At 72.6% G+C, this 23,425-nt stretch carries 11 protein-coding genes; 5 read left to right on the plus strand and 6 right to left on the minus strand.

Features of this window, described 5'->3' with window-relative positions:
* Nucleotides 1–12: 12 nt before the first annotated feature.
* Complete coding sequence (locus tag CLV40_RS12490) at nt 13–954, plus strand: ABC transporter substrate-binding protein (protein ID WP_104479012.1); 942 nt, start codon at nt 13–15, stop codon at nt 952–954.
* Between the two features lie 69 nt (nt 955–1,023).
* Here the strand turns inward: CLV40_RS12490 and CLV40_RS12495 are convergent, their stop codons facing one another.
* A complete protein-coding gene (locus tag CLV40_RS12495; protein ID WP_104479013.1) occupies nt 1,024–2,037 on the minus strand; it encodes an LLM class flavin-dependent oxidoreductase in 1,014 nt (337 codons plus the stop codon).
* Between the two features lie 675 nt (nt 2,038–2,712).
* Between CLV40_RS12495 and CLV40_RS37955 the strand changes: the two genes are divergently transcribed.
* Nucleotides 2,713–7,377 carry an RNA polymerase sigma factor gene (locus CLV40_RS37955; protein ID WP_181043461.1) on the plus strand — a complete coding sequence of 1,555 codons (4,665 nt, stop codon included), beginning with the start codon at nt 2,713–2,715 and terminating at the stop codon, nt 7,375–7,377.
* A 49-nt stretch (nt 7,378–7,426) separates the two neighbouring features.
* Here CLV40_RS37955 and CLV40_RS12510 read toward each other — a convergent pair whose 3' ends face one another.
* Both CLV40_RS12510 and CLV40_RS12515 read right to left on the minus strand, forming a co-directional pair.
* Nucleotides 7,427–8,020, minus strand: coding sequence for a hypothetical protein (locus tag CLV40_RS12510; protein WP_104479015.1), 594 nt, complete (start codon nt 8,018–8,020; stop codon nt 7,427–7,429).
* A gap of 144 nt (nt 8,021–8,164) precedes the next feature.
* On the minus strand, nt 8,165–11,668 hold the full coding sequence (locus CLV40_RS12515) for a M20/M25/M40 family metallo-hydrolase (RefSeq protein ID WP_245931242.1): 3,504 nt from the start codon (nt 11,666–11,668) through the stop codon (nt 8,165–8,167).
* Nucleotides 11,669–12,107: 439 nt separating this feature from the next.
* On the opposite strand from CLV40_RS12515, the gene CLV40_RS12520 reads away from it, so the two are divergent.
* The gene (locus CLV40_RS12520; RefSeq protein ID WP_104479017.1) at nt 12,108–13,211 is read left to right on the plus strand and encodes a class II histone deacetylase; all 1,104 of its coding nucleotides are present in this window, start codon (nt 12,108–12,110) and stop codon (nt 13,209–13,211) included.
* Between the two features lie 6 nt (nt 13,212–13,217).
* Here CLV40_RS12520 and CLV40_RS12525 read toward each other — a convergent pair whose 3' ends face one another.
* Entirely contained in the window at nt 13,218–16,352 is a 3,135-nt protein-coding gene (locus CLV40_RS12525) for a hypothetical protein (RefSeq protein ID WP_104479018.1), read from the minus strand.
* A 179-nt stretch (nt 16,353–16,531) separates the two neighbouring features.
* The gene (locus CLV40_RS12530) at nt 16,532–20,626 is read right to left on the minus strand and encodes a SpoIIE family protein phosphatase (protein ID WP_104479019.1); all 4,095 of its coding nucleotides are present in this window, start codon (nt 20,624–20,626) and stop codon (nt 16,532–16,534) included.
* Nucleotides 20,627–20,770: 144 nt separating this feature from the next.
* On the opposite strand from CLV40_RS12530, the gene CLV40_RS12535 reads away from it, so the two are divergent.
* Nucleotides 20,771–21,142 carry a VOC family protein gene (locus tag CLV40_RS12535; protein WP_104479080.1) on the plus strand — a complete coding sequence of 124 codons (372 nt, stop codon included), beginning with the start codon at nt 20,771–20,773 and terminating at the stop codon, nt 21,140–21,142.
* A gap of 12 nt (nt 21,143–21,154) precedes the next feature.
* Here the strand turns inward: CLV40_RS12535 and CLV40_RS12540 are convergent, their stop codons facing one another.
* Nucleotides 21,155–21,775: a DUF998 domain-containing protein gene (locus CLV40_RS12540; RefSeq protein ID WP_104479020.1), complete on the minus strand. Its 621-nt coding sequence runs from the start codon at nt 21,773–21,775 to the stop codon at nt 21,155–21,157.
* A gap of 256 nt (nt 21,776–22,031) precedes the next feature.
* On the opposite strand from CLV40_RS12540, the gene CLV40_RS12545 reads away from it, so the two are divergent.
* Nucleotides 22,032–23,402, plus strand: coding sequence for a PepSY-associated TM helix domain-containing protein (locus CLV40_RS12545; protein ID WP_104479021.1), 1,371 nt, complete (start codon nt 22,032–22,034; stop codon nt 23,400–23,402).
* Nucleotides 23,403–23,425 lie beyond the last annotated feature (23 nt).

Here is a 23,425-nt window from a genome sequence, read left to right on the forward strand (position 1 = left end):
TGGAGGTTTGTCATGTCCGTTCGCGTTGGGTACTTCCCGCACAACAACTCGCTCTTCGTGCTGCGGCACACCGGAATCCTGGAGCGCGAGCTGCCGGACGTCACCTGGGTGGACCTGCGGTCGCTGCCGCAGGGCGAGCAGCCCGACCCGCGGTCGGGCCTGCCGACCGTGCACAGCGACCAGCTCTTCGCCGACGGCGGCTACGACGTCATCGGCACCGGCTTCACCCCGCCGATCACCGCCCTCGGCGCCGGCCACGACGTCGTCTACCTCGGTGTCTCCGGCCCGCGCGTGGAGAACGGCCGGATCGTGGTGCGCGCCGACTCGCCGATCAAGGAGGTCGCCGACCTGCGCGGCAAGCGCGTCGGCGTCGCGCACGGCTCGTGGCAGACCACCCTGCTCCTGTTCGCCCTCGACCAGGCGGGCCTGACCTGGGCCGACGTCGAACCGGTCAACGCCGGCGCGAACGCCGCGCGGCTGTTCCTCGACGGCGACATCGACGCGTGGACCGGCTCCTACCCGGACCTCGACCAGGTCGAGGCGCGGACCGAGGTGCGCACCCTCATCCACACCGAGGGCCTGTTCAGCCACCCGTCCCTGTGGTTCACCCGCCGCGACTTCGCCGAGCACAACCGTGAGGCGCTGACCGCGATCGTGGCGGCGTTGCAGGAGTCGGACCGGTGGATCACCGAGAACCCGCGCGCCGCCGCGCGGTTCTTCGTCGACGACGCGGAGGCCAGGGGAGTGGCGGCCGATCTCGACGCGTGGGAGCGGGCCCTGCGCAACCGGCCGTTCGGCATCAACCCCGTCGACGCGGCGTTCCTGGACGAGCAGCAGCGCGCCGCCGACCTGCTCGCCGCCAACGGCCTGCTGCCCCGGCGGGTGCGGGTGCGGGACGCGGTGCTGCCGTGGGTGAACGACGTGGTGGCGGGCACGGTGGCCACGCCCGCCTGATCCGGTACCCGGTGGTGGCGGGCCCCTGCAAACCCGCCACCACCGGGGACGACCCCGCCGCGAGCGGCGTCAGGTCGTCGGTCGCCAGCCGAGGGCCGGGCCTAGGCGGGTGGCGATGTCGGTGAGGATCTGGACGTAGTCGTCGTGGTCGAAGGTGAACGGCAGCGCGAACGCGACCTCCGACACCTCGCCGAAGGCGGTGTTCGCGGCGAGCCGGTCGACGATCTCCGCCGAGCTGCCCACCAGGTCGCGGGCGAACAGCATCCGGGCCGGTCCCTGCGGGGAGTTCGTGCGCGGGGTGCGGCTCTCGGCGTACGCCAGGTACTTCGCGCGCTGCTCCGGGGTCGCCGAGTCGGTCGGGATGACGACCAGGCCCTGCGAGACGCGGGCCTTGTCACCGTCGGGGTGGTGCGCGCGGAACTCCCGGATGAGCCGGAGTTGGATCCGGTCGAAGTCGGCCGAGTCCTCGGCCTTGACGACGTTGCTGGTCAGCAGGTTCAGCCCGGTCTCGCCTGCCCAGCGCGCGGAGCCGAGGCTGCCGCCGCCGTACCAGATCCGGCTCGCCAGGCCGGGGGAGTGCGGCTGCACGCGGTCCGAAAAGGACTCGAAGCCCTCGGTGCCGCTGAAGTCGGACGCGGGCTCGCCGCGCACCAGGTCGAGCAGCCTGCGCACCCGTGGGTAACCGAAGTCCTCCTGGTCGGCGGTGTCCGGGTACAGCGCGTCGCGCACGGCGGCGAAGTGCCCGGGCGGCCCGACGCTCACCCCCGGGTTCAGCCTGCCGCCGGAGAGCACGTCCACTGTGGCCAGGTCCTCCGCGAGGCGCAGCGGGTTCTCCCAGCCCAGCGGGATGACGGCGGTGCCGAGGTCGATCCGGCTGGTGCGCTGGCTCGCCGCGGCGAGCACCGCCACCGGCGAGGAGATCCCGTACTGCAGGTGCCGGTGCCGCACCCAGGCGCTGTCGAACCCGAGCCGCTCACCCAACTCGATGATCCGCAACGTGCTCTCGTGCCCCGCCCGCGGATCCGCACCGTCGAACAACCCGATGGTGAGGAAGCCCAACCTCCGCAGCGGTTCCACGACCACACCTCTCGTTGACACCCGTCCTCCCGGATTCTCCCGCCGCCGGGCCGCGCGGTCACGCCGTTCCACCAACCGGACGCTTGGCCCACCGGATGACAAACGACCCTGGCGTGTGCTGCGCACCGGGTGACACGGCAACCGGTGCGCCACACCCGAAGGCTGGTGACAGAAGCAGGCCATTCGCCCGGAGGCGGTTCCGATCGCCGGTGCGGGTCGAGAGGATGGCGTCCTGGTCGGCAGCGGGCATCCGGCCAGGTGGCACGACCTCGGGAGAGATGTCGTGAGCGGCGACCCGGTGTTGGCGGAGCGGCTGTGCGCGAGGTGCGGGCAGGGCCACTGCGCGCCGCGACGCGGCGGATCCGCTCGGGCGGTTTCGCCGGAGACGCGCCCGGACCGGAACCGGGCTCTGGCGCGACCTCGGGACAGACACCGTGCTGTCCGGTCGGTTGCGCGCTGGGTAGCGAGCGGCCTGTTCGGGGAGGGCGGCGCCCGGGCGGCTCGAAGGTTCCGGCCGCGTGGCGCTGCCCCAGGGGGCGGGACGGGTGACCGGGTGCCGGTCGGGCCGCTGTTCGCCGGGGTGTGGGCGCGTCCGCGGAATTTGTTCAGGCGGTTTCGGGGAGAACGGCGTCCGTGCCCGCACAGGACTTCCGACCAGGCGGAACGACCTCGGAGGACGTCATGGATGACGAGCGGGCGTTGGTGGAGCGGTTGCGGGCCGGGGAACCCGCGGCGCAGCGGGAACTGTTCGAGCGGTGGCGGCCGTGGTTGCGCGGCTTCTTCCGGTCCCGGGTGGACCCCGGCGAGGTGGAGGACCTGGCCAGTGAGGTCATCACCCGGGCGTTGGAGGGGCTGCGCGGCGGCCAGCGGCCCGAGGCGCTCGGCGCCTGGGGCGCGGGGATCGCCCGCAACGTGCTCCGGCGGTGGTACGAGCAGCGCAGCCGCCGTCCGACCGGGATGCCCGACGAGGTGGCTCAGCCGACCGCCGACCCGGCGTTCGACCTCGACCGAACCGAGCTGCCCGACCAGCCCGAGCAGCTGGTCGTCCAGCTGGGCGAACGGCACCTGTGGAACACCGTGGTGGCGGCTGCCGACGGGCTCGGCGGTGAGCTGGCGCCGATCATGCGCACGCACATCGAGCTGACCCGCAGCCGGGGGCGGATGGTCGTCGGCACCGAGCTGGCGGCGGCCGTGGGGCGGCCGGTGGACGTCGTCAACCGGCAGTTCCACCGCTCCCGGACCAAGCTGCTGGACATGCTGTCCGCGCTGGTCATCGCCCGCACCGGGCGCGGCGACTGCACCGCGCTGGTCGGCACCCTCGACGGTGTCCTGCGCCCCGACCAGCCCGTCGGCCGCGACCTGGTGCTGGACCCGACGCAGGCGCGGAAGGTGCTCAAGCACGCCGACGGCTGCCCGGCCTGCGCGCTGCGGGCCAAGCAGGCCAAGGACTTCAGCCGGTGGGCGCTGGGCCCGGGACTGGTCGGCCTGCCCGAGGACGACGACGAGCGCCGTCGCGCGGTCGCCGCCCTGTTCAGCCGCGCCGCCGAGGCACCCGCCGCGCCGGGGACGGTCGCCCTGGGCGCGGTGCCCGCGCCGCTCATCGCCGACGAGTCGGGGCTGCTGGGTCGCGTCCGGACGGCGCTGGCGTCGAGGGTGGCCGCGGCACCCCGGCCGGACGCGGCGATCCGGTTCGTGCAGCACCACCCCGACGTCGTCCAGCGGATCGTGGCGGTCACGGCGGGCGGTGTCGTGGTGACGGCGGCGGTCGTGCTGGCCGTGCTCGCGCCGGAAGGGGACTCGACGGCCGGGCCGGTCACGGGCGGACCGCCGACCAGCACCGTCGCGGGCGCCGACCCCGCGCGGCCCGGCGACGGCGTGAACCCGGTGGTGCCGGTCGCGGTGACCAGCGTGGCCACCACCGAGGCCGCCCCCACCGCCACCGGCCCCCAACCGACCCCGAACCCCACCACGACATCCCCGGCCCCCGCCCCGACCACGGGGACGACCCACTCCACGGCCACGCCACCCACCACCACGGAACCCGGCAAGACCACCCCACAGCCGACGACAACTCCACCGCCGACCACCACCATGACCACCCCGCCGCCGACGACCACAACGACGACCACAACGACGACCACAACCCCGACGACCACAACCCCGACGACCACAACGTCACCACCGACGACCACAACCCCGCCGCCGGTGACCACGACTCCGCCGCTGACTACGACAACCTCGCCGCCGACCACGACCACCCAGGCTCCGATGACCACAACGCCACCACCGGCCACTACGACCCCGCCACCGACGACGACCACCCAGACGCCGACGACGACCACCCAGACGCCGACGACGACCACCCAGACGCCGACGACCACAACGCCCCCGCCGACTCCGACCACCACCACGACCCCGGCGCCGACGACGACCACCCCACCACCCACCCCCGTCGGCGAGACCGTGGTCCTGGACGTCACCGGTCTGTCCTACGAGTCCTTCACCGTCTCCGGCCAACCCGGCGTGCTGGACGCCCGCCGCACCCACGAGCTACGGCTGACCCCCGGTCAGCACACCCTCACCGTCTCCGCAGGTGCCAAGGTCACCTTCGAGGTCACCGCCGACCACCACATCGCCTACGACCCCACCCTCCAGGGCACCCTCACCGGCGCGGGCACGTCCACCCTGGCCGTGCACGGGCACGAGTTGACCCTCGACACCACCGACCTCGACTACGAGAACGTCACGGTCACCGGCACCGGCTGGCTCCCCTACGACCCGGCCCGCCGCCGGTCCCTGCTGCCCGGAAAGCACTTCGTGGTCCCCGCCGCGGGCAACCAGATCCCGTTCACCGTCACCGGCGACGGCCACGTCGTCTACGACCTCGCCCTCCAAGGCACCCTCACCGGCGCGGGCACCTCCACCCTGGCCGTCCACGGGCACACGATCACCCTGGACACCACCGGGCTGGACTACCGCGCCACCTCCGTCGCGGGCACCGGCTGGCCGGTCTACCGTCCCGTCAGCACCCGACGGCTGCTCCCCGGCTCGTACTCGCTCGTCGCCAACAACGGCAACTCCGTCCCGTTCACCGTCACCGACAGCGGGGACGTCACCTACGCCACGAACCTGGAGGGCCTGCTCACCGGCGCCGGCAGCCCGACCCTCGCCGCGCACGGGCGGCCCGTGGTCCTCGACACCACCGAACTGGACCACGCCAACTCGACCATCAACGGCGCCGCGTGGCCGCCGAGGCAGACAACGCGCACCTACCGGGTCCTACCCGGAAACCAGAACGTGGCCACGACGAGCGGGCACCTCGTCCCGTTCCGCGTCACCCTCGACGGGAAGATCCAGTACGACGACCCACAAGCGGGCCTGCTCACCGGCGCGGGCACCTCGACCGTTGCCGTGCACGGTCTCCCCGTCCGCGTCGACGTGTCCGATGTGGACTACTACAACATGACCGTCAACGCCGCCGGGTGGCAGACCGCGACCACGGTGCGCACCTACCGGCTCCTGCCCGGCGCGCACCGCGTCGACGCCCCCAACGGCAACTTCGTCCCGTTCACCCTCACCCGCTCGGGCACCGTCGAGTTCGACCCGTCCGCGGCGGGCGTCCTCACCGTGAGCGGGTCCGCCCTGGTCGTCCACGGCGTCCCGATCACCCTCGACAACCGGGACATCAGCTACGCCAACACGACCCTCGGCGGCGTCGCCATGCACGTCCCCGCCGCGACCCACACCTTCCGCGTGCTTCCCGGCAACCACACCGTCGTGACCAGCAACTCCGTCACCGTCCCGTTCACCGTCACCACCGGGGGCCGGGTCGCCTACGACCCGGCCCTGGAGGGCAGGCTCACCGGTACCGGCACGGATACCGTCGCCGTGCACGGCTCCGAGGTCACCATCGATACCACCGGCGTGGACTGGACTTCTACGACCGTGCCCGGAATGTCCTCGTGGAACGGTCACACGACAAGAACGCTGAAACTGCTCCCCGGCAAGCACGCCATCTTCGGCCCGGGCAGCGTGACCCTCGCCTTCCAGGTGACCGATACCGGCGCGGTGACCTACGACCCCGCTCTGGGGCGGGTCCTGGCGGGCGCGGGCACGTCAACCCTGGCCGTGCGCGGCTTCCCGATCACCTTCGACACACGCGGCCTGGACTACGGCAACGTGTCGGTCAGCGGCTCGGGATGGCCCGCGTACCAACCCGTCGTCACCAGGGCGTTGATCCCCGGCTCGTACTCGCTCGTCGCCAACAACGGCAACTCCGTCCCCTTCACCATCACCGAAGACGGCCACATCGCCTACGCCGCGAACCTGGAGGGCCTGCTCACCGGCGCGGGCAGCACCACACTCGCCGCGCACGGACTGCCCGTCACGCTCGACACCACCGACCTCGACCACGCGCAGGTGACCCTGAGCGGCGCGGGATGGCCGCCCAAGCAGGCCGTCCGGACCTTCCGGATGCTGCCGGGCAACCAGGCCGTGCTCACCTCGAGCGGACACTCACTGCCGTTCCGGCTGACCGCGGACGGAAAGGTCGAGTACGACGCGACCGAGACGGGCCTGCTCTCCGGCGCCGGGACATCGACTGTCGCGGTGCACGGTCTGCCGATCCAAGTCGACGTGTCCGATGTGGACTACTACACGATGACCATCAACTCGGTCGGCGCGCAGACACCCCAGGCCGTGCGCACGTACCGACTCCTCCCTGGCGCGCACCGCGTCGACGCGCCCAACGGCAACGCGGTGCCGTTCGCGGTGACGCGAGACGGCCGGATCGAGTACGACCGGTCCGTGGACGGCCTGCTCACCGGCCGGGGCACCACCACGGTCGCCGTGCACGGATACCCGGTCACCCTCGACGCCCGGGACCTCACCTACACCAACGTCACCGCGGGTGGTGTCGCCTTCCACACCGCCGCGCCCACGCACACCTTCCGGCTGCTGCCCGGCGCGCAGACGCTGCTCACCGCCGCCGGGGTCAAGGTTCCCTTCACCTTCGCCGCCGACGGAACCGTGCACTACGACACCGGACTGGCGGGAACCCTGACGGGCGGAGGCACCGCCACCCTCGCCGCGCACGGGCGGGAGATCACCATCGACGCGCGGGACAGCGGGTGGCAGTCCGTCGTCATCACCGGCGTCGGCGTGATGAACGCGCGGCAGCCGAACGCGGTGCGACTGCTGCCGGGTGACCACGTCGTCGTCGCCCCCGGCAACGTCAACCGCCCGTTCCAGGTGACCGAGGCGGGCACGGTCGAGTACGCGACAAGCCTCGACACCGTATTCGCCGGCCGCGGCACGGCAACGCTACTCGTCCGCAAACCGGCCTGACAGCACGAGAAGGGGCCCGGCGACGAGATCGCCGGGCCCCTGCCGGCGTTCAGTGCGCGACGAGCAGGCGGGCGTGCAGGTCCGCCTCCTTGACCACGATGCGCACCGGCACGTACGCCCCGGGGTCGATGCCCCGGTACCCGTGCCGGACAACGGACTCGTGGATCTCCTCCGAGACCACGACCACGAGATCGGCCTCCGGCGACCGGTCCAGCTCCACGTACAGCGGCTCCCCGTTCACCAGCCTGCACGCCTTGACGACCTCGGTGCTCACCCAGCCGACCTCGCTGCGCAGCACCTCACCCGCGTGCACGGCCATCCGCACCCGGATCCGCAGCCGCGCCGCGACCACCGAGTTGTACTCGCGCAACCCGGCCGCCAGCCGCGGCACCACCGGGTCCAGCAGGTCCACCTTGGATATCCCCGGTGGCACCAGGATGATCATCCCGTCCCCGGTGCCCTCCACCCGCAGCCGCCACCACGGTATCCCGGCGTCGCGGAAAGCCGCCCGCACCAGCAGGTCCAGCGCTCGGCGCGCGCGAACCTGCCCGAGGTTGTCCCACCGCGACGACCCCACCATGTCGACCACCACGATCGACCGGTGCTTCGGCCCGCCCCGGCCGGTCCACTGCCGTACCACCATCGCCCCGCTCCCTCCTCGGTTTGACGGTGTTGTGCCGAGTGGAGTGCGGTTCTCCCCGGGATGTCCGCGAAAGACGAAGGTGGGGTGGGACCCCACGGTCCCACCCCACCTATGCGGCACTACCTACCAGACTGCCCTGCCCGGTCAGCTGGTCTGCAGGGCCACGTCGTCGATGAGGAAGCTCGTCTGCAGGCTCGCGTCCTCAACACCGTTGAACTTGACCGTCACCGACTGGCCCGCGTACTGGCCGACGTTGATGGTGCGCTGGACGTAGCCGCCACCGGCGTCGGTGTTCGAGTAGGTCGCCACGGTCGCGTTGTTGACCGTCACGGTCAGGCGGTCGTAGGCGACGCTCTCGGTCTCCGCGGTGGTGATCCGCAGCCAGTAGGTCAGCGTCGAGTTGGTGCAGCCCGACGGGATGCTGACGGTCTGCGCCGCGCTGTCGGTGCGGGGGCTGCCCCACCCGTTCAGCCACGCCTTCCAGGAGCCGGTGCGGGCCGCCTCCTGCGCCGAGCTGTCGACCACCCCGGAGGTGGTGGTCCACGGCGCGGTGCCGCTCTCGAAGCCGCCGTTCTGGATGACGTTGGCGCCCGAGCAGGTGCCCGGGTTGGTGCCCACGGTCAGCGTGAACGTCGCCGAGCGGGTCGCGGTGCCGACACCGGAGATGGTGATCGGGTAGGTGCCCGGCGCCACCGAGGACCCGACGGAGATGGACGCCGCGGCCGACGAACCGGTCTGCACCGAGGTCGGGTTGAAGGACACCGTGACGCCCGTGGGCGCGCCGGTGGCCGACAGGGTCACGGTCTGCGCCGCCCCGGACGTGGTCTGGGTCGACACCGTGGTGCTCGCCGTGCCACCCGGCTGGACCGAGGTGGAGGTCGGGCTCAGCGCCACCGAGAAGTCCTGGCCCGGCTGCGGCGTGCTGGTGACGGCCTGCTTCCACAGCGCGTAGGCGATGCCGTCCGAGGCGCGGTCCAGGTGCGTCGTGCTGATGTTGCTCGTGTTGTCGCACGCCGAGTGGTAGCAGGAGTCGTACGCCGAGTTGGCCGTGCCGCCCCACTTGGTGGCCTGCGCCGAGGTCTTGCGGGCGGAGGCGCCGGTGGCGTAGCCGGAGGACGGGATGCCCGCCTGCTGGAAGGAGTAGTCGTCGGAGCGGCCCGCGCCCTCGACGTTCTCCTCCGGGGCCAGGTTCAGCGAGGTCCAGTACTCCCGCAGCGGCTGCGACTGGGTGGTGTTGATGTTGTTGATGAAGTACCCGCCGTTGCGGGACCCGATCATGTCGAAGTTGTAGTACGCCTTGATCGCGGTCCGCTGCGCGGCGGTCAGCTGGCCGACGTAGAACTTCGAGCCGTTGAGGCCCTGCTCCTCGTCGGTCCACCAGCCGAACCGGACGTGCTTGGCCATGGTCGGGTTCTTCGCGGCCAGCTGGAGCGCGACCTCGAGGAGGGCGGCCGAGCCGGAGCCGTTGTCGTTGATGCCCGGGCCCGCGGCCACGCCGTCGAGGTGGGCGCCGAACATGATCGTCTGGTTGGCGTCGCCGCCCGGCCAGTCGGCGATCAGGTTGTTGGACCGGTAGGTGCAGCCCGAGGAGCAGGTCTGCTCGACCACGGAGTAGCCCGCCGCCTGCAGCTTGCCCTTGATGTAGGCCACGGACGCGGTGTAGCCCGCGCTACCGGCGCGGCGGTTGCCGCCGTTCTGCGACGCGATGGTGCCCAGCTGCGACAGGTGCGCGGAGACCGCGTTCACGTCGATGTTCGGCGCGGTCGGGTCCGGGTCGGGGCCGCCGCCACCGGTCACGGTCAGGCTGTACGTCGCGGTGTGGCTGGTGGCGCCCGCCGCGGTGACCGTGATGGTGTAGGTGCCGTTGGCGACCGTCGAGGCGACGTTCACCGTGGCGGTCGAGGACGCGCCGGTCTGCACCGAGGACGGGGTGAACGACACGGTCACGCCGCTGGGCTGGCCCGAGGCGGACAGGGTGACGTTCTGCGCCGAGCCCGAGGTCGTCTGGGTGGCGACCTGGAAGGTGGCGGAGTTGCCCTTGACGACCGAGCCCGAGGACGGGTTCAGCGACAGCGAGAACTCGTTGCCGGGCGTGCCGGTGCAGGTGGGCTCACCGGTCTGCGCGGGCATGGTGATCGCGTCCCACGCGGCCTTGGTCTTGTTGAACAGACCACAGGTCGAGTCCAGGTTCTTCGCCGCGGTGAGCGTCGCGATCCGGTACTTGCGGTGCGTCATGCCGGAGGTCTTGAGCAGCATGCCGCCGTAGAAGATCTTGCCCGCGTTCTGGATGCCCACACCGGTCAGCGTGGTGTTGTTGCACGTCGGGCTGGTCGGCTTGCCGCCGCCCGGGTTCGTGCCCTCCGCGAGGAGGTAGAACCAGTGGTTCAGCGGGCCCGCCGCCTTGTGCACCTCGGTGTTGGGGATCGAGGAGCTGTAGCAGTTCGGGTCGCTGTTGACCAGCGAGGGGTTGTACATGTTCCGGATGGGACCGCGGCCCTGCAGGTTGATGGTCTCGCCGACCAGGTAGTCCGCCGGGTCCTTCGGGTTGTTGGCGTAGGCCTCGGTCAGCGCGCCGAAGATGTCACCGGTCGCCTCGCCGAGCCCGGCCTCCTGGGAGGTGCCGCCCGGGGTGTTCTGGTCGAGACCGTGGCCGTACTCGTGGCCGGTCACGTCCATGCCCGCGATCCACTTGTTGGCCGAGTTGTAGCCGATGGTGATCGTGGAGCCGTCCCAGTAGGCGTTCTGCTGGTTCAGGCCGACCTTGCCGGGCCAGCTGCGGCCCGAGCCGGTGTGGCCGTTGCGGCCCAGCCAGTCGCGCAGCATGTTCCACTCCTGCTGCGCGCCGTAGAGCAGGTCACCGCAGCCGGTCTCGCGGCTGGTGGCGTTGCCGGTGCCCCAGGAGTCGGTCGATTTCGAGAAGACCTGGCCGCCGCTGTAGTCCGAGCACTGCAGGCCCGGGCGGTTGGGGTCGACCATGCGGTAGGTGCCACCGGAGTTGGTGGTGTCGATGGTGACGTTGCCGTTCCACTCGCTGTTCAGCGTGCCGTGGGCGGCGTCCTCGACCTTGTCCAGCACCGCGCCGGAGTTGGCGTCGACCCAGACCGTCAGGTGGCTCGGGCCACCCTCCTTGGTGCTGCCGACGACGAGGTGCTCCCACGCCAGGGCGGGCTTGTCGGCGGTGACCTTGACGACCAGGCGGGCGGACTCGACCTTGGTGGTCTTGCCCTGCAGGCCGCGCGAGGTCGCCTCGGCGGCGGCCTTGGTGACCCGCGCGGTGGTGCCGGGGACGGCCACCTTCGCCTTGGTCGCGGCCATCACGGCCTGCACGCGCCCCTGGCCGTCGGCCAGGACCGTGGCGTCGCCGCCGACGACCGGTAAGCCGCGGTAGCTGCGCTGGTAGCTCACCGAGTACAGGTTGTTGAGGTACGGCGTGACCAGGTCGCGCGCGTAGCTCTCGTCCGGGCCCTTGGCCAGGGCGTCCAAGCCGCTGCTCGCGGCCACGTCGGCCGCGGAGACGGCCAGCGCCTGCGGGCTCTGGCCCTGGGGTTGCTGGCCTTCACTGGCCGATACCGGGCTGACGGTCAGGGCGACCGCCGTCCCGGCCAGCACGGCGAGGGCGACACCGGCCGCCATCGTTCTGCGCTTCATCGAATGCTCCTTAGTGCAGGGTTGCGCACGGCACGGCCGGTTTCCGCCTCGTGGGCAGAGCAGAACACCGCTGGAGTGGAGTGGGACGACACCGAGCGCGGTGAGCATCGAACTTGGTCAACCAACAGTCAAGAGATCGAAAACTCCACTTGCCAATTGTCAAAGATTTGGCAAATCTTCGTCGACGCCGCGTGGTGCCGCCTTGGGCTGTTCGGATCAGGGCATCGGCTGGTGGGGGCGCTGGTATCGAGCGCGGTCACCGGTGGTGTCCGAGTGGGGATCAAGCAAACCGATGGTCAAGGAAATCCCATTAACAGGGATGGTCTGCCAGGTTCCGACCGCGCTGTCTGGGGCGTGAAACTGCTGGAGGGCCGAGAAGATCGGCACCCGGCCCTCGGACCCTGGTCGGACGTACAGCGGACGGTCCACAGTGGTAAATGTGGCAACTGGTTACGTTTATCACGAGCTGTACGGGTGGCACGACACCGGGACGCAGGCGGGGTTCTTCCCCGCCGACCCACGACGGGGCCTCCAGCCCTTCCACCACTTCGAGTACTCGGAGTCCAAACGCCGCGCCCACGAGCTGGTCGTGGTGTCCGGCCTGATCGACCGGCTGACGCGGCTCGCGCCGCGACCGGCCACCGACGAGGAGATCCTCGCCGTCCACACCCCCGCGCAGCTGGAGCGGTTGGTCGGCCTGAACGACACGGGTGGCGACGCGGGGGACGGCGGCACGAAGTTCGGCGTCGGCGGCGTGGACATCGCGCGCTTGGCGGCGGGCGGGGCGATCACCGCTGTCCAGGCCGTACTGGACTCGGCGGTCGACACCGCCTACGCCCTGGTCCGACCACCGGGGCACCACGCGGTGGCCGAGCAGGGCATGGGGTTCTGCGTGCTGGCCAACATCGCCATCGCCATCAAGGCCGCGCGCGAGACGCACGGCCTCGAGCGGGTCGCGGTCGTGGACTTCGACGTCCACCACGGCAACGGCACCCAGGCCGCGTTCTACGCCGACCCGACCGTCCTGAAGATCTCACTGCACCAGGACCGGTTCTTCCCCGGGAACTCCGGCTTCAGCACCGAACGCGGCGAGGGCGCGGGCTTCGGCTACACCCTGAACCTCCCGCTGCCACCCGGCACCGGCAACGGCGGCTACCAGGAAGCCTTCAAGCGGGTCGTGATCCCCGCCCTCGACCGCTTCCACCCCGACCTGATCATCATCGCGGCGGGCTACGACTCCAGCGCGCTGGACCCGTTGGGCCGCATGATGATCACACCCAAGGGGTACCGCGCCCTGACCTCGATGCTGGTCGAGGCCGCGGGCAGGCACTGCGGCGGCCGGATCGTCGGCGTGCACGAAGGCGGCTACAACGAGTCCTACACGCCCTTCTGCCTCTTGGCCGTGTTGGAGGAGCTGGCCGGTGTGGAGGAACCGTTCCCCAGTCCGTTCGGGCTCGACAACCTCGGGCAGCAGGAACTCCAACCACACCAGGAGAAGGTCATCAAGGAGGCGGAGAAGCTGCTCAAGGACATCCACTGCTGACCGGGGTCAGAACGACTCCATGGACAGGATGGTGAGGATCGCGATCACCAGGGTGACGCCGATCCGGCCGGGCAGTGCGGTCTTGCCGGACAGGCCGAGGCCCAGGAGCGTGGAGAACACGCTGAACGGCACGGTGGTGAAGGTGGGCGGCTTGTCCGGCGGGAACACGCCCGCCGCCGTGAGGGCGATCGACTCGATGGTCAAGCCGATGCAGACGAGGTAGTAGACCGGTCCCCGGGACGCGTCGCCGATCAGGTTGCAGCCCAGCCCGGCGACCAGGGTCGCGATGAGGAGCGCGAAGAGCAGCAGGTCGACGTCCTTGTCGGCCTGCTGCCGCACGCCCCCGGTGCCGTCGGGCAGGACCGCGGTGGCGGTGCCGGTCAACGGTTCCACCACCCAGAACGCGTTCACCGCGCCGTTCGCCGGTACGAGTCGGTGGTATCCGGCGTAGCGGTCGAGGGTCCGGGCCAGCACCGCCGCGGCGCTCGGCGGCAACCCGGCCTTCACGTCGTCGGGGACACCGGTGCCGATCGGCAGGTACCTCAGTGGCCGGTCGAGCAACCTGCCGTGCGCGCTGTCCCCGGACAGGCTCTCCCCGGTGGACAGGGCCAGGGACGCGCGCACGCCGTCCCGCAGCGCCTGCGCGCGGTCGGCGGCGACCACGCCCACCTTGTTCAGCTCGGGGCTCAGGTCCACTGTGGAGAGAAGGCCCTTCTCGGCCGGGTTCGGGCGCTGGCTGACCACCACCGTGGTGAACGCGCGCCAGCCGGTGCCGGTGGTGGCTTTCCCGTCCGGTTGGGCCAGTCCGGTCGCGGGCGCGAACAGGGCCGACAGCAGCCCCGGGTACCGCCGCACCCCGGCGGCGACGTCCGCCAGGTCGTCCGGTTTGAGGTTCGGCAGCTTGGGGCGCACCGGTTCCCAGCTCAGGTGGGCGCCGACGATGTCGTCCACCACGGCGGCCGGGGTCGGTGTGTCCGGCTCGATGACCAGGGTGGTCAGGCCGTCGAGCACACTGCGCGCGTCGGCGACGTCGGCGGCGGTGGGTGGGTCGTCGGTCGGTCGACCGCTGCCGGTCAGGCCCACGCCGCCGAGTCTGCGGATGTCGCGGGTCTCGCCCGTGTCGACCTCCAGGTACACGCCGACGATCGATGGGGGAGGGATCCGCTGGTCGGCCGCCGGCACGGTGTAGGTGTCCGTGCCGGACGCCGCCTCCACCGCGACCGACACCGTCCGTGCGGGCTTGCCCTCGAGTGGGGCGCGGTAGCGCAGGCGGTAGATCGTGCCCGTCCGCGACGCCAGGTGCGTGCCGAGCGCGGTGGCCAGCCGTGTGCCCGCGTCCGGGGCCAGCGGGTCGACCCGGGCGCCGCCGGTCAGCTCCACGATCTTGTCGGTGGTGGCGGCGTCGACCTTGCCGACCGGCAGGCAGATGACCGGCACACCGTGCGACCGCGCCTGCGCCTGGTGCGCCGCGATCTTCCCCGGCTCGTCGCCGGAGACGTTGTCGCTGATCAGCACCAGGACGGCGGCCCCACCGACGGTCCCGCCCGCGGCGACCGACCGCCAGATCTCGGAGAAGCTGAACGCCTCGAACGACGTCGCCAGCCGCTGCTCGTCCGGCGGCGTCCAGTCGCCCGCGCTCGGGGTGGCGCCGACCGGCGCGACCTGCACGTCGAACGCGCGCGTCGCGGCGGCGTTGACGATCGCCTTGGCCACGGTGTGGTTGAACGCCGTCCGGGCCGCCTGGTCGGGGAACGCGTCGGTGATCGAGCCGCTGCCGTCGAAGACGACCAGGACGCGCGGTCGGCGGGTGTCCGGCGCGTTCGACAGCAGCGCGCACGGCCGGGCGGCGCCGTCCTCCGCGCACGCGAACGACGCGGCGTCGAGACCGTCGACCGACCCGCCCGCGCCGTCGGCGACGGTCACCTCCAGCGCCACCTCCGGGAACGCCGACGGATCGGCCTTGACCCGCACGGTCCGCGCGTTCGCCCGCGCCTTGTCGAGGTCCGCCGCGGAGAGCCGCACCAGGTTCCCGAAGGGGCCGCTCGGCATGCCCTTGTCGTCGAGCGCCAACACATCGCCGAAGACGGTGATCGGCGCGCCGTTGACGGTGAGCGGGTCCTCCTCGACGGGACCGAACGGCGACACCGCGTCCGGGATCGCCGCTTGCAGGCGCAGCGACGGGACCCGGGTCGGCACCGCGCTCAGCCCGGCGGTCAGGACGGTCGTGGGGGAGGCCGCGGCGTCGAAGGTGACCGTGATCGGGTGCCCCGCCACCCGGTCCACCGGCCAGGTCGCGCTCGCGAACGTGACCACCTCACCGCGCGGCGTCCGACTCCCGGCGGCGGGCTGGCACAAACCGCGCAGCGCCACCGTGATCGTGTCCGTGGTGGGTCGCGGGTCGAGTGCCCGGACCCGCGCGGACGGTTGGGTCGTGGGGTCCAGGGCGCCGACCGCGAAGGCGTACCGCGTTTGGCCGCCGACCTCGTACCGCACCAGCGGCAGCCGGTCGGGCAGCAGGTCGGTCCGGACCGTGACCGCGGCGGCCGCGTCGGCCGGGAGCGCCGCCACGATCGCGCCCGCCAGCTTCTCGATCTCCGCCGCGGCGGACGGCCCGGTGGGCGCGGGCACGGTGACCTTCGCCGCCTTGGCGACCTGGTCGAGCAAGTCCTTGTCGGGGGCGAACTCCGGCAGCCGGAGCCGGTACAGGTCGGCCACCGTGACCGCGGCCGGTCGGTCGGCGTCCATGACCGCCACGGGCACGCCGGCGGCGGTCAGCAGCGCGGCGAGCAGTTCGACGCGGTCGCGGGCCGTGCCCGCGCCCGCCCGCAGCGTCGCGGCCGGACCCCACCGGCGGTCGGTCTCGGCCGCCCGGTTGGGTCGGTGCGGGCGCACGGTCACGTTGTCCCGCACGAACCGCGTGATGGCGTCCGCGTCCTTGGCGGCCACCACGGCCGCCGCCCGCGCGGCCAGGTGGTCCGGACTGCGCCGCACCGCGTCCCGCAACGACCGCAGCGCGTCCGCCGCACCCGAACCACCGTCCGGTGGCGGCTGGCTCTCGCCGGTGCATCCCTGGAGCAGCCCCAAAAGGCCCAGTGCGCCCACTCCCGCCAGCACGGTCCGCCGGTCGACTTCCGCTGTCATGGCAGCCTCCTCCCCGTGCCCCGGTCCTCGCCCCCGCCGCGCGCGTCGTTACGGGGCGGGGGGAAACCGGGACCGAAGGGCTCGGAAACTCCACTTCGGACCGAACGGACAACGCGCCCGACCGTGGTTTACCGCGCAAAGCGGGCAGAACTCGCGCCGCGCCGGGGGATGGTCGGATGTCAGGACGCGCGCGTCCCCGACATGCGCAAGTGGACAGTCGTGCCGGTGTGGTCGGAGGTGACGGTCACCTCCCGCGCCAGGGCGCGCATCAGCGCCAGGCCCCGGCCGCGGTGCGGGTCGCGGTCCGGGTCCTGCTCGTGCCAGCGGCCGGAGTCGGTGATCGTCAGGTGCAGGTCGGTGACCGCGGCCTCCGCGCAGAACGCGACCGTGCCCGGGTCGGTGTCGCGGTAGCCGTGCTCGATGGCGTTGGCGCACGCCTCGCCGACGGCGAGCAGCACGTCCTCGACGGTCTCCGCGCCCACACCGCACCGGTCGAGCCACGCGCGCAGGTCCGCGCGCAGCGCGCCGAGCCGCGCCGGGTCGGCGGGGAACGACAGCTTCAGCGGACCCGGGTGCCTGCACAGCAGCACGGCGACGTCGTCGTCGTACCCCGCCGCCGGGGACAGGCGGGTCATGACGTGCGTGGCGAGCTTCTCCAGCGGCAGCTCGCTGCCCTCCCGGACCGCCACGCCCGCCACGTCCATCCCGTCGGTCAGCGGCACGCCGCGCCGCTCGACCAGGCCGTCGGTGTACATCAGCAGCGTCGAGCGGACCGGCAGCGGGCAGCGGGCCTCCGGCCGCGCCGAACCGGGCAGCACCGCCAGCGGCGTGGCCTGGGCCTCGTCCAGCAGCCGGGTCGTGCCGTCGGGGGTGGCCAGCACGGCGGGCGGGTGGCCCGCGCTGGAGTAGGTCAGCACCCCGGTCTCGGGGTCCAGCACACCGCAGAACACCGTCGTGCAGATGGCGCCGGGCAGGCCCGCGGCGAAGTCGTCGAGGGCCATCAGGGTGCGCGCCGGGCCCGCGTCCTGCAGCAGCAGCGCGCGGCAGGCGCTGCGCAGCTGGCCCATGACCGCCGCCGCCTCCAGGCCGCGGCCGACGCAGTCGCCGACCACGATGCCGATCCGGCCGTCCGGCATCGGCGCCGTGTCGTACCAGTCCCCGCCGACCTCCAGCGGGCGCGCGGCGGGCTCGTAGCGGACGGCGAACCCGGTGGGCAGGTCCGGGCCGAGAATGGCGCGCTGCAGGGCGATGGCGGTCTCGCGCTGCTGGTCGATCTGGTACGCGCGGCCCAGGCCCTGGCTGAGCCTGCCCGCGAGCAGCGACAGCAGCAGCCGGTCCTGGTCGGTGAACGGCCGCAGCTCGTCGAGGTCCACCCACAGCGCCATCGGGCCCTCGGGGTGGTCCAGGGGGATGGTCGCGCTGGTCACCCCGTCCGAGACCGGCACGAGCGCGGGCTGGTCGCACAGCGCGAGCAGCCGTTCCCGCCGCGCGGTGGGCAGCCGGTCCCACACCACGTCCGGGTCGGTGCTGGTGAACGCGGGGTCGTCGGCGCGGACCACGGCGTGCACGCGCCGCGCCCCGAAGAGCCCCCGGAGCAGGTCGAGCGCCCCGGCGAGGGCCTGCGACAGGCTCGTCGCCTCCGACAGCCGCAGCCCCAGCGCGGCCAGGGCGTTGTCCCGCTGCACGGCGTGGTGCTCGGTCGTCACGTCGCGGAACGTGCCGACGGTGACCCCGAGCCCGGTGTCGGGGTCCCGCGCCTGGTTGAACGTGACGCTGATCCACAGCCGGTGCCCGTCGCGGTGCACCACCGGGACCGCGTGGTGGCTGCCGGGCTTGCCCTTGAGCAGGCAGTCGAACACCTCGTTGACCTGCTCGAACCCGACCGGGTCCAGTTCCGCGGCGGGCCACCACGGGTGCCGCGGCGGGTACGGCAGCCCCTCGGGCCCGAACCCCAGGATGTCGGTGAACGCGGCGTTGACCTCCACCACGGCCCCGTCCTGGTCGCAGACGAAGAACGCCTCCTGCAGCGACTCGACCAGCGCCGTCCGCCACCGGGCGTGGTGGCCGCGCAGCCGGGCCATCTGCACGTTGACCCGCGCCCGGGCCAGCAGCTCGGCGGCGGCGAACGGTTTGACCAGGTAGTCGTCGGCGCCCGCGCGCAGCCCCTCGATCGAGGCCTCCTGGCCCGCGCGGGCGGAGAGCAGCAGCACCGGCACGGCCGCGGTGCGCGGGTCGCCGCGCAGCGCCGCCACCAGGGTCAGGCCGTCGAGGCCCGGCATCATCACGTCGCTGACCACCAGGTCCGGCGGAGTGGCGCGGATCGCGGCCAGCGCCCGCTCGCCGTCGACGGCGGTGCGCGTCTCGTACCCGGCGCCCGCCAGCAGCCGGACCAGGTACTCGCGCATGTCGGCGTTGTCGTCGGCCACCAGCACGGTCGCCGGTTCGGGGGCGCTCGCGTGCTCGGACCAGATCGGGCCGGGGACGGCCTGCTCGTCGGGCAGCCAGCGCAGCGCCTCCCGCAGGTACGGGTCGGCCGCGGCGCCTGGGTCGCCGGGGACGTCCCCGGGGTCGACCAGGGCGTCCGCGGGCAGGTGCGCGTCGCCGAAGGGGAGTCGGATGGTGAACCGGGTGCCCTCGCCCTCGGCGCTCTCGGCGGTGATCGCGCCGCCGTGCAGGCCGACCAGCTCCCGCACCAGGGCGAGGCCGATGCCGCTGCCCTCGTTGGACCGCGACCGGGTGTTCTCCACGCGGTGGAACCGCTCGAACAGCCGGGACACCTCCCGCTCGGGGATCCCGACGCCGGTGTCGGAGACGGTGACGACCGCGGCGTCGCCGTCCGCGCGGACCGCGACGCCGATGGCGCCGTCGAAGGTGAACTTCAGCGCGTTGCTGAGCAGGTTGAGGACGACCTTCTCCCACATGCCGCGGTCGAGCCGCACCGGCTCGGGCAGCGGCGGGCAGTCCACCTCGAACGCCAGCCCCGCCTTGTCGACCGCCGACCGGAACACGCTGGCCAGCTCGGCGGTGACGGCGGCGAGGTCGACCGGCTCGTACCGCGCCCGCACCCGGCCCGCCTCGATCCGGGAGAAGTCGAGCAGCGTGTTCACCAGCTTGCCCAGCCGCAACCCGTTGCGGTGGATGAGGTCCAGGTCCTCGCGCACCCCCGGGTCGGTCCGCGCCAACCGGTCCCGCAGCTCCGCCACCGGCCCCATGATCAGCGTCAGCGGCGTGCGGAACTCGTGGCTGACGTTGGCGAAGAACGTGGTCTTCGCCCGGTCCAGTTCGGCCAGCTCCTCCGCGCGGCGCTGCTGCGCGTGGTAGCCGCGGGCGCCCGCGATCCCGGCGGCGAGGTGGCCCGCGACCAGGTCGACGAACCCCCGGTACGCCTCGTCGAGCGGGCGGTAGCGGTTGAGCCCGGCAACCAGGAAGCCGAAGGGCGCGCCGCCGAGCTGCCGCAGCGGCACGGCCAGGGCCTGCACGGGCGGCTCCGCCCAGGGGCCGCGCGGCCAGGCGTCGGTCAGCTCGACCAGCGCGGACTCACCCCGGGCCAGGTCGTCGACCGGCCACGACCCGACCGGGGGCACCGCGCCGAGCCCGGTCGACCCGGCGAGCCGGGCCCCGTCGCCGTCCTCGAACAGGTAGGCCAGGGTGAACGGCAGGTCGCGCGGGTTGCCCGCCAACCGTCCACACGCGCGGGCCAGCACCTCGGCCTCGCCGCGGGTCACGTCCGGGTCGGAGCCCAGGTCGTGCAGGGTCGCCATCCGCCGCTCGCCGATGACCCGCTCGGTGTCCTCGCTGACCACGCACAGCATGCCGACGACCGCGCCCGCGTCGTCGCGCAGCGGGCTGTAGGAGAAGGTGTGGTAGGTCTCCTCGGGGAAGCCGGACCGGCCGAGCAGCAGCATCAGCGCTTCGTCCCAGGTGGCCTCCCCGGTGGCCAGCACGGAGTCGACGCGCGGGCCGATGTCGTCCCAGATCTCCGCCCACACCTCCCGCGCGGACCGGCCCAGTGCCCACGGGTACTTGCGGCCCAGCGTGTCCCGCCGGTACGCGGCGTTGCAGAAGAAGGTCAGGTCGGGCCCCCACGCCAACCACATCGGGAACCGCGACGACAGCAGGATGCTGACCGCCGTCCGCAGGCTCTGCGGCCAGCCGTCGGGCGGGCCCAGCGGCCCCGCCGCCCAGTCGACCGCGGCGAGGTCGTCCCCGACCTCGCCACCCGCGGCGAACACGTCGACCACCACCGCCTCCGTTCCCTCGTCCCCGCCCAGCATCCCAGCCCCACCCGCTCGCGGCTCGTCCAGTCCGTCGTCCGGGCCGGTCCGCCCGGCGGACAAGTCCGTGCGCCGGTGGCGATCCGTCCGCATGGGACGTCGAACGGGCTCGCGTGGCCGTTCGCGACCTGCAAGGGTGGGCGGGTGCCTTCGACGATCCAGAACGTGAACATCGACGCCGCCGACGCGTACGCGCTGGCCCTGTGGTGGAGCCAGGTGGTCGACCACCCCGTGCACGAGGAGTGCGCGCCCGGTGACGAAGAGGCCTACGTCGTGCCGCCGGAGGGGCCCACCCTGTACTTCAGCAAGGTGCCCGAGCCCAAGGTGGTCAAGAACCGGGTGCACCTGTGCCTCACCCCCGACATCCGCCGCGAGGCGGAGGTGGACCGGCTCCTCGCCATCGGCGCCACCCTGGTCGACGACCGCAGGACCCCCGACGGGAAGGGGTGGGCCGTGCTCGCCGACCCCGAGGGCAACGAGTTCTGTGTCCTGCGCAGCGCGGCGGAACGTGCCTGATTCCGCGACAGGTCAGCGGAGTTCGACGGCGACGTAAGAGACCCACAGCATCGCGGTGATCGCCCCGACGGCCAGGGTGAGGGAACCGGCGGTGCCACCCGCCATGGCCCAGAGGTCGCCGAGGAGCAGGGCGGTGCCCGCGATCCGGGACCGGGTCGCGTGGCCGCGGCGGCCGGTGCGGGCGAACGCGCGGGCGAGGACGTAGCAGGCGGCGATCAGGGTGCCGAACGCGGTGGTGCCCGCGGCCAGGTGGCCGTAGGCGTGCCAGGACAACTCGCCCGTGCCCGCCGGTGTGCCCGAGGGGAAGCCGTCGGCCGGGTCCATGGTCAGCAGGCCCGCGGCGACCATGGCGATGCCGTTGACGCGGATCAGGCGCGGCGCCCAGGTGCTGGGGAGGGTTCGGGCCAGGCCGCTCGCGCCGAGGGTGGTGAGCAGGCCCGCGACGACGAAGTTCAGGACCTGCGACCAGCCGAGGTCGCCGGTGGCCAGCAGGCTCAGCGGGTGGCGGGTGAGGTCGAACCCGTCTCGCGTCGCGGCTTGGGCCAGGGCGACGACGGCCCACAGCGGTGCGGCGACGGCGGCGCAGGTGAGCAGGGCGCGGGTGTTCGTGGTGGGCGCGACGGTGGTCGTCATGGCTGCTGCCTTCCGGTCGTTGAGGCTTACCTGGACGTCGATCGACCGAGGTAACAGGTAATGGCGGCGCCTCGATTGTCGAACCGCTTTGGCGGCAGGATGTTCGACCGTCCAAGATGCCGTGGAGCACCGTGTCGTCGGCGGCTTTCGTTACTTTCCGACTACGGACCGGTTTTCACGTTTCCGGGGAACCCGGGCGCATCCGCGCGCGACCTGTGCGGCAGTTGTCCCGGTTTTCCCTGCGAAGAGGTGTCCCATGTCCGCTCCACCGCTCGACGACGTCAAGCCGGAGGAGGCGCAGGCGCGCGTCCGCTGGTCGGTTGTCCCGTTGTTGCGCCGCTTGCATTTCTACGCCGGGGTGTTCGTCGCCCCGTTCCTGGTCGTCGCCGCGTTGTCCGGGATGCTCTACGCGTTCTCGCCGCAGCTCGACGACCTGCTCTACGGTGATGTCCTCTACGTCGAGGAGACCGCCGGGGCGCCGCGTCCGTTGGCTGAGCAGGTCGCCGCCGCGCAGTCCGCCGTGCCCGCCGGTTCCGCCGTGACGACCGTCGGCGTCCCGGAGGCCGCGGACGAGGCCACGCGCGTGGTGTTCTCCGTGCCCGGACTGCCGGAGGAGCACTCGCGGACGGTTTACGTCAACCCGTACACCGCCGGTGTGCAGGGGCAGTTGACCACGTGGTTCGGGGCCACCCCCGTGACGACCTGGCTCGACGGGTTCCACCGCGACCTGCGGCTCGGCGAGACCGGCGCGCTGTACTCGGAGATGGCGGCCAGCTGGCTGTGGGTGATCTCCCTGGCCGGGGTGGTCCTCTGGCTCGTCCGGCGGCGCAAGGCGCGCGGCCCGCGGACCGGCGTGCGCCGAACCCGCGCCCGGCACGGGAAACTCGGCGCGTGGACGCTGGTCGGCGCGCTGTTCCTGTCGGCGACCGGGCTGACCTGGTCCACGTACGCGGGAGAGAACTTCTCCGCCGCGCTGGAAGCGTTGCACGCCAAGGCCCCGGTCCTCGACACCGCGCTGCCCGGTGGCGCGTCGACGGGATCGACCGGCCACCACGGCGGGTCGGCGACCGGGTCCGCGGCCGACCCGGCGACGTTCGACCGGGTCCTGGTCACCGCCCGCACCGCGGGTCTCGACGGCCCGCTCGAGATCGGCGCGGCCTCCGGCAAGGCGTGGACGGCCGCCCAGGTCGACAACACCTGGCCGGTGCGCCTCGACAAGGTCGCCGTCGACCCGGCGTCGGCGAGGGTGACCGCGCGCGCCGACTTCGACGACCGGCCGCTCCTGGCGAAGCTGACCACACTCGGCATCCAGGCCCACATGGGGCGGTTGTTCGGCATCGTCAACCAGATCGCGCTGCTGCTCGTCGCGGGGGCGATCCTCACGCTGATCTTCCTGGGCTACCGCATGTGGTGGCAGCGCCGCCCGACTCGCGGCGACCGCCGGGCTCCGGTCGGTGTGGCGCCCAGACGTGGTGCGTGGCAACAGCTTCCGCTGTGGTTCCTGGTCCCGGCGCCGCTCGTGGTCATCGCCGTGGGCTGGGCGATTCCCCTGCTGGGCATCAGCCTGGCCGCGTTCCTGGTCCTGGACGGACTGATCGGCCTCCGCCGCGCCCGCGCCACGACCTAGCCGCAGGCGGGCGCGGGGAGTCC

The organism is Actinokineospora auranticolor, assembly GCF_002934265.1.
Taxonomy (GTDB): domain Bacteria; phylum Actinomycetota; class Actinomycetes; order Mycobacteriales; family Pseudonocardiaceae; genus Actinokineospora; species Actinokineospora auranticolor.

Bases quoted from the DNA above. Each gene is read 5' to 3' on its own strand.
- CLV40_RS12510 (WP_104479015.1), bottom strand. From the start codon at position 8,020: ATGGTGGTACGGCAGTGGACCGGCCGGGGCGGGCCGAAGCACCGGTCG.
- CLV40_RS12540 (WP_104479020.1), bottom strand. From the start codon at position 21,775: ATGACGACCACCGTCGCGCCCACCACGAACACCCGCGCCCTGCTCACC.
- CLV40_RS12545 (WP_104479021.1), top strand. From the start codon at position 22,032: ATGTCCGCTCCACCGCTCGACGACGTCAAGCCGGAGGAGGCGCAGGCG.
- CLV40_RS37955 (WP_181043461.1), top strand. From the start codon at position 2,713: ATGGATGACGAGCGGGCGTTGGTGGAGCGGTTGCGGGCCGGGGAACCC.
- CLV40_RS12490 (WP_104479012.1), top strand. From the start codon at position 13: ATGTCCGTTCGCGTTGGGTACTTCCCGCACAACAACTCGCTCTTCGTG.
- CLV40_RS12525 (WP_104479018.1), bottom strand. From the start codon at position 16,352: ATGACAGCGGAAGTCGACCGGCGGACCGTGCTGGCGGGAGTGGGCGCA.
- CLV40_RS12515 (WP_245931242.1), bottom strand. From the start codon at position 11,668: ATGAAGCGCAGAACGATGGCGGCCGGTGTCGCCCTCGCCGTGCTGGCC.
- CLV40_RS12530 (WP_104479019.1), bottom strand. From the start codon at position 20,626: ATGCTGGGCGGGGACGAGGGAACGGAGGCGGTGGTGGTCGACGTGTTC.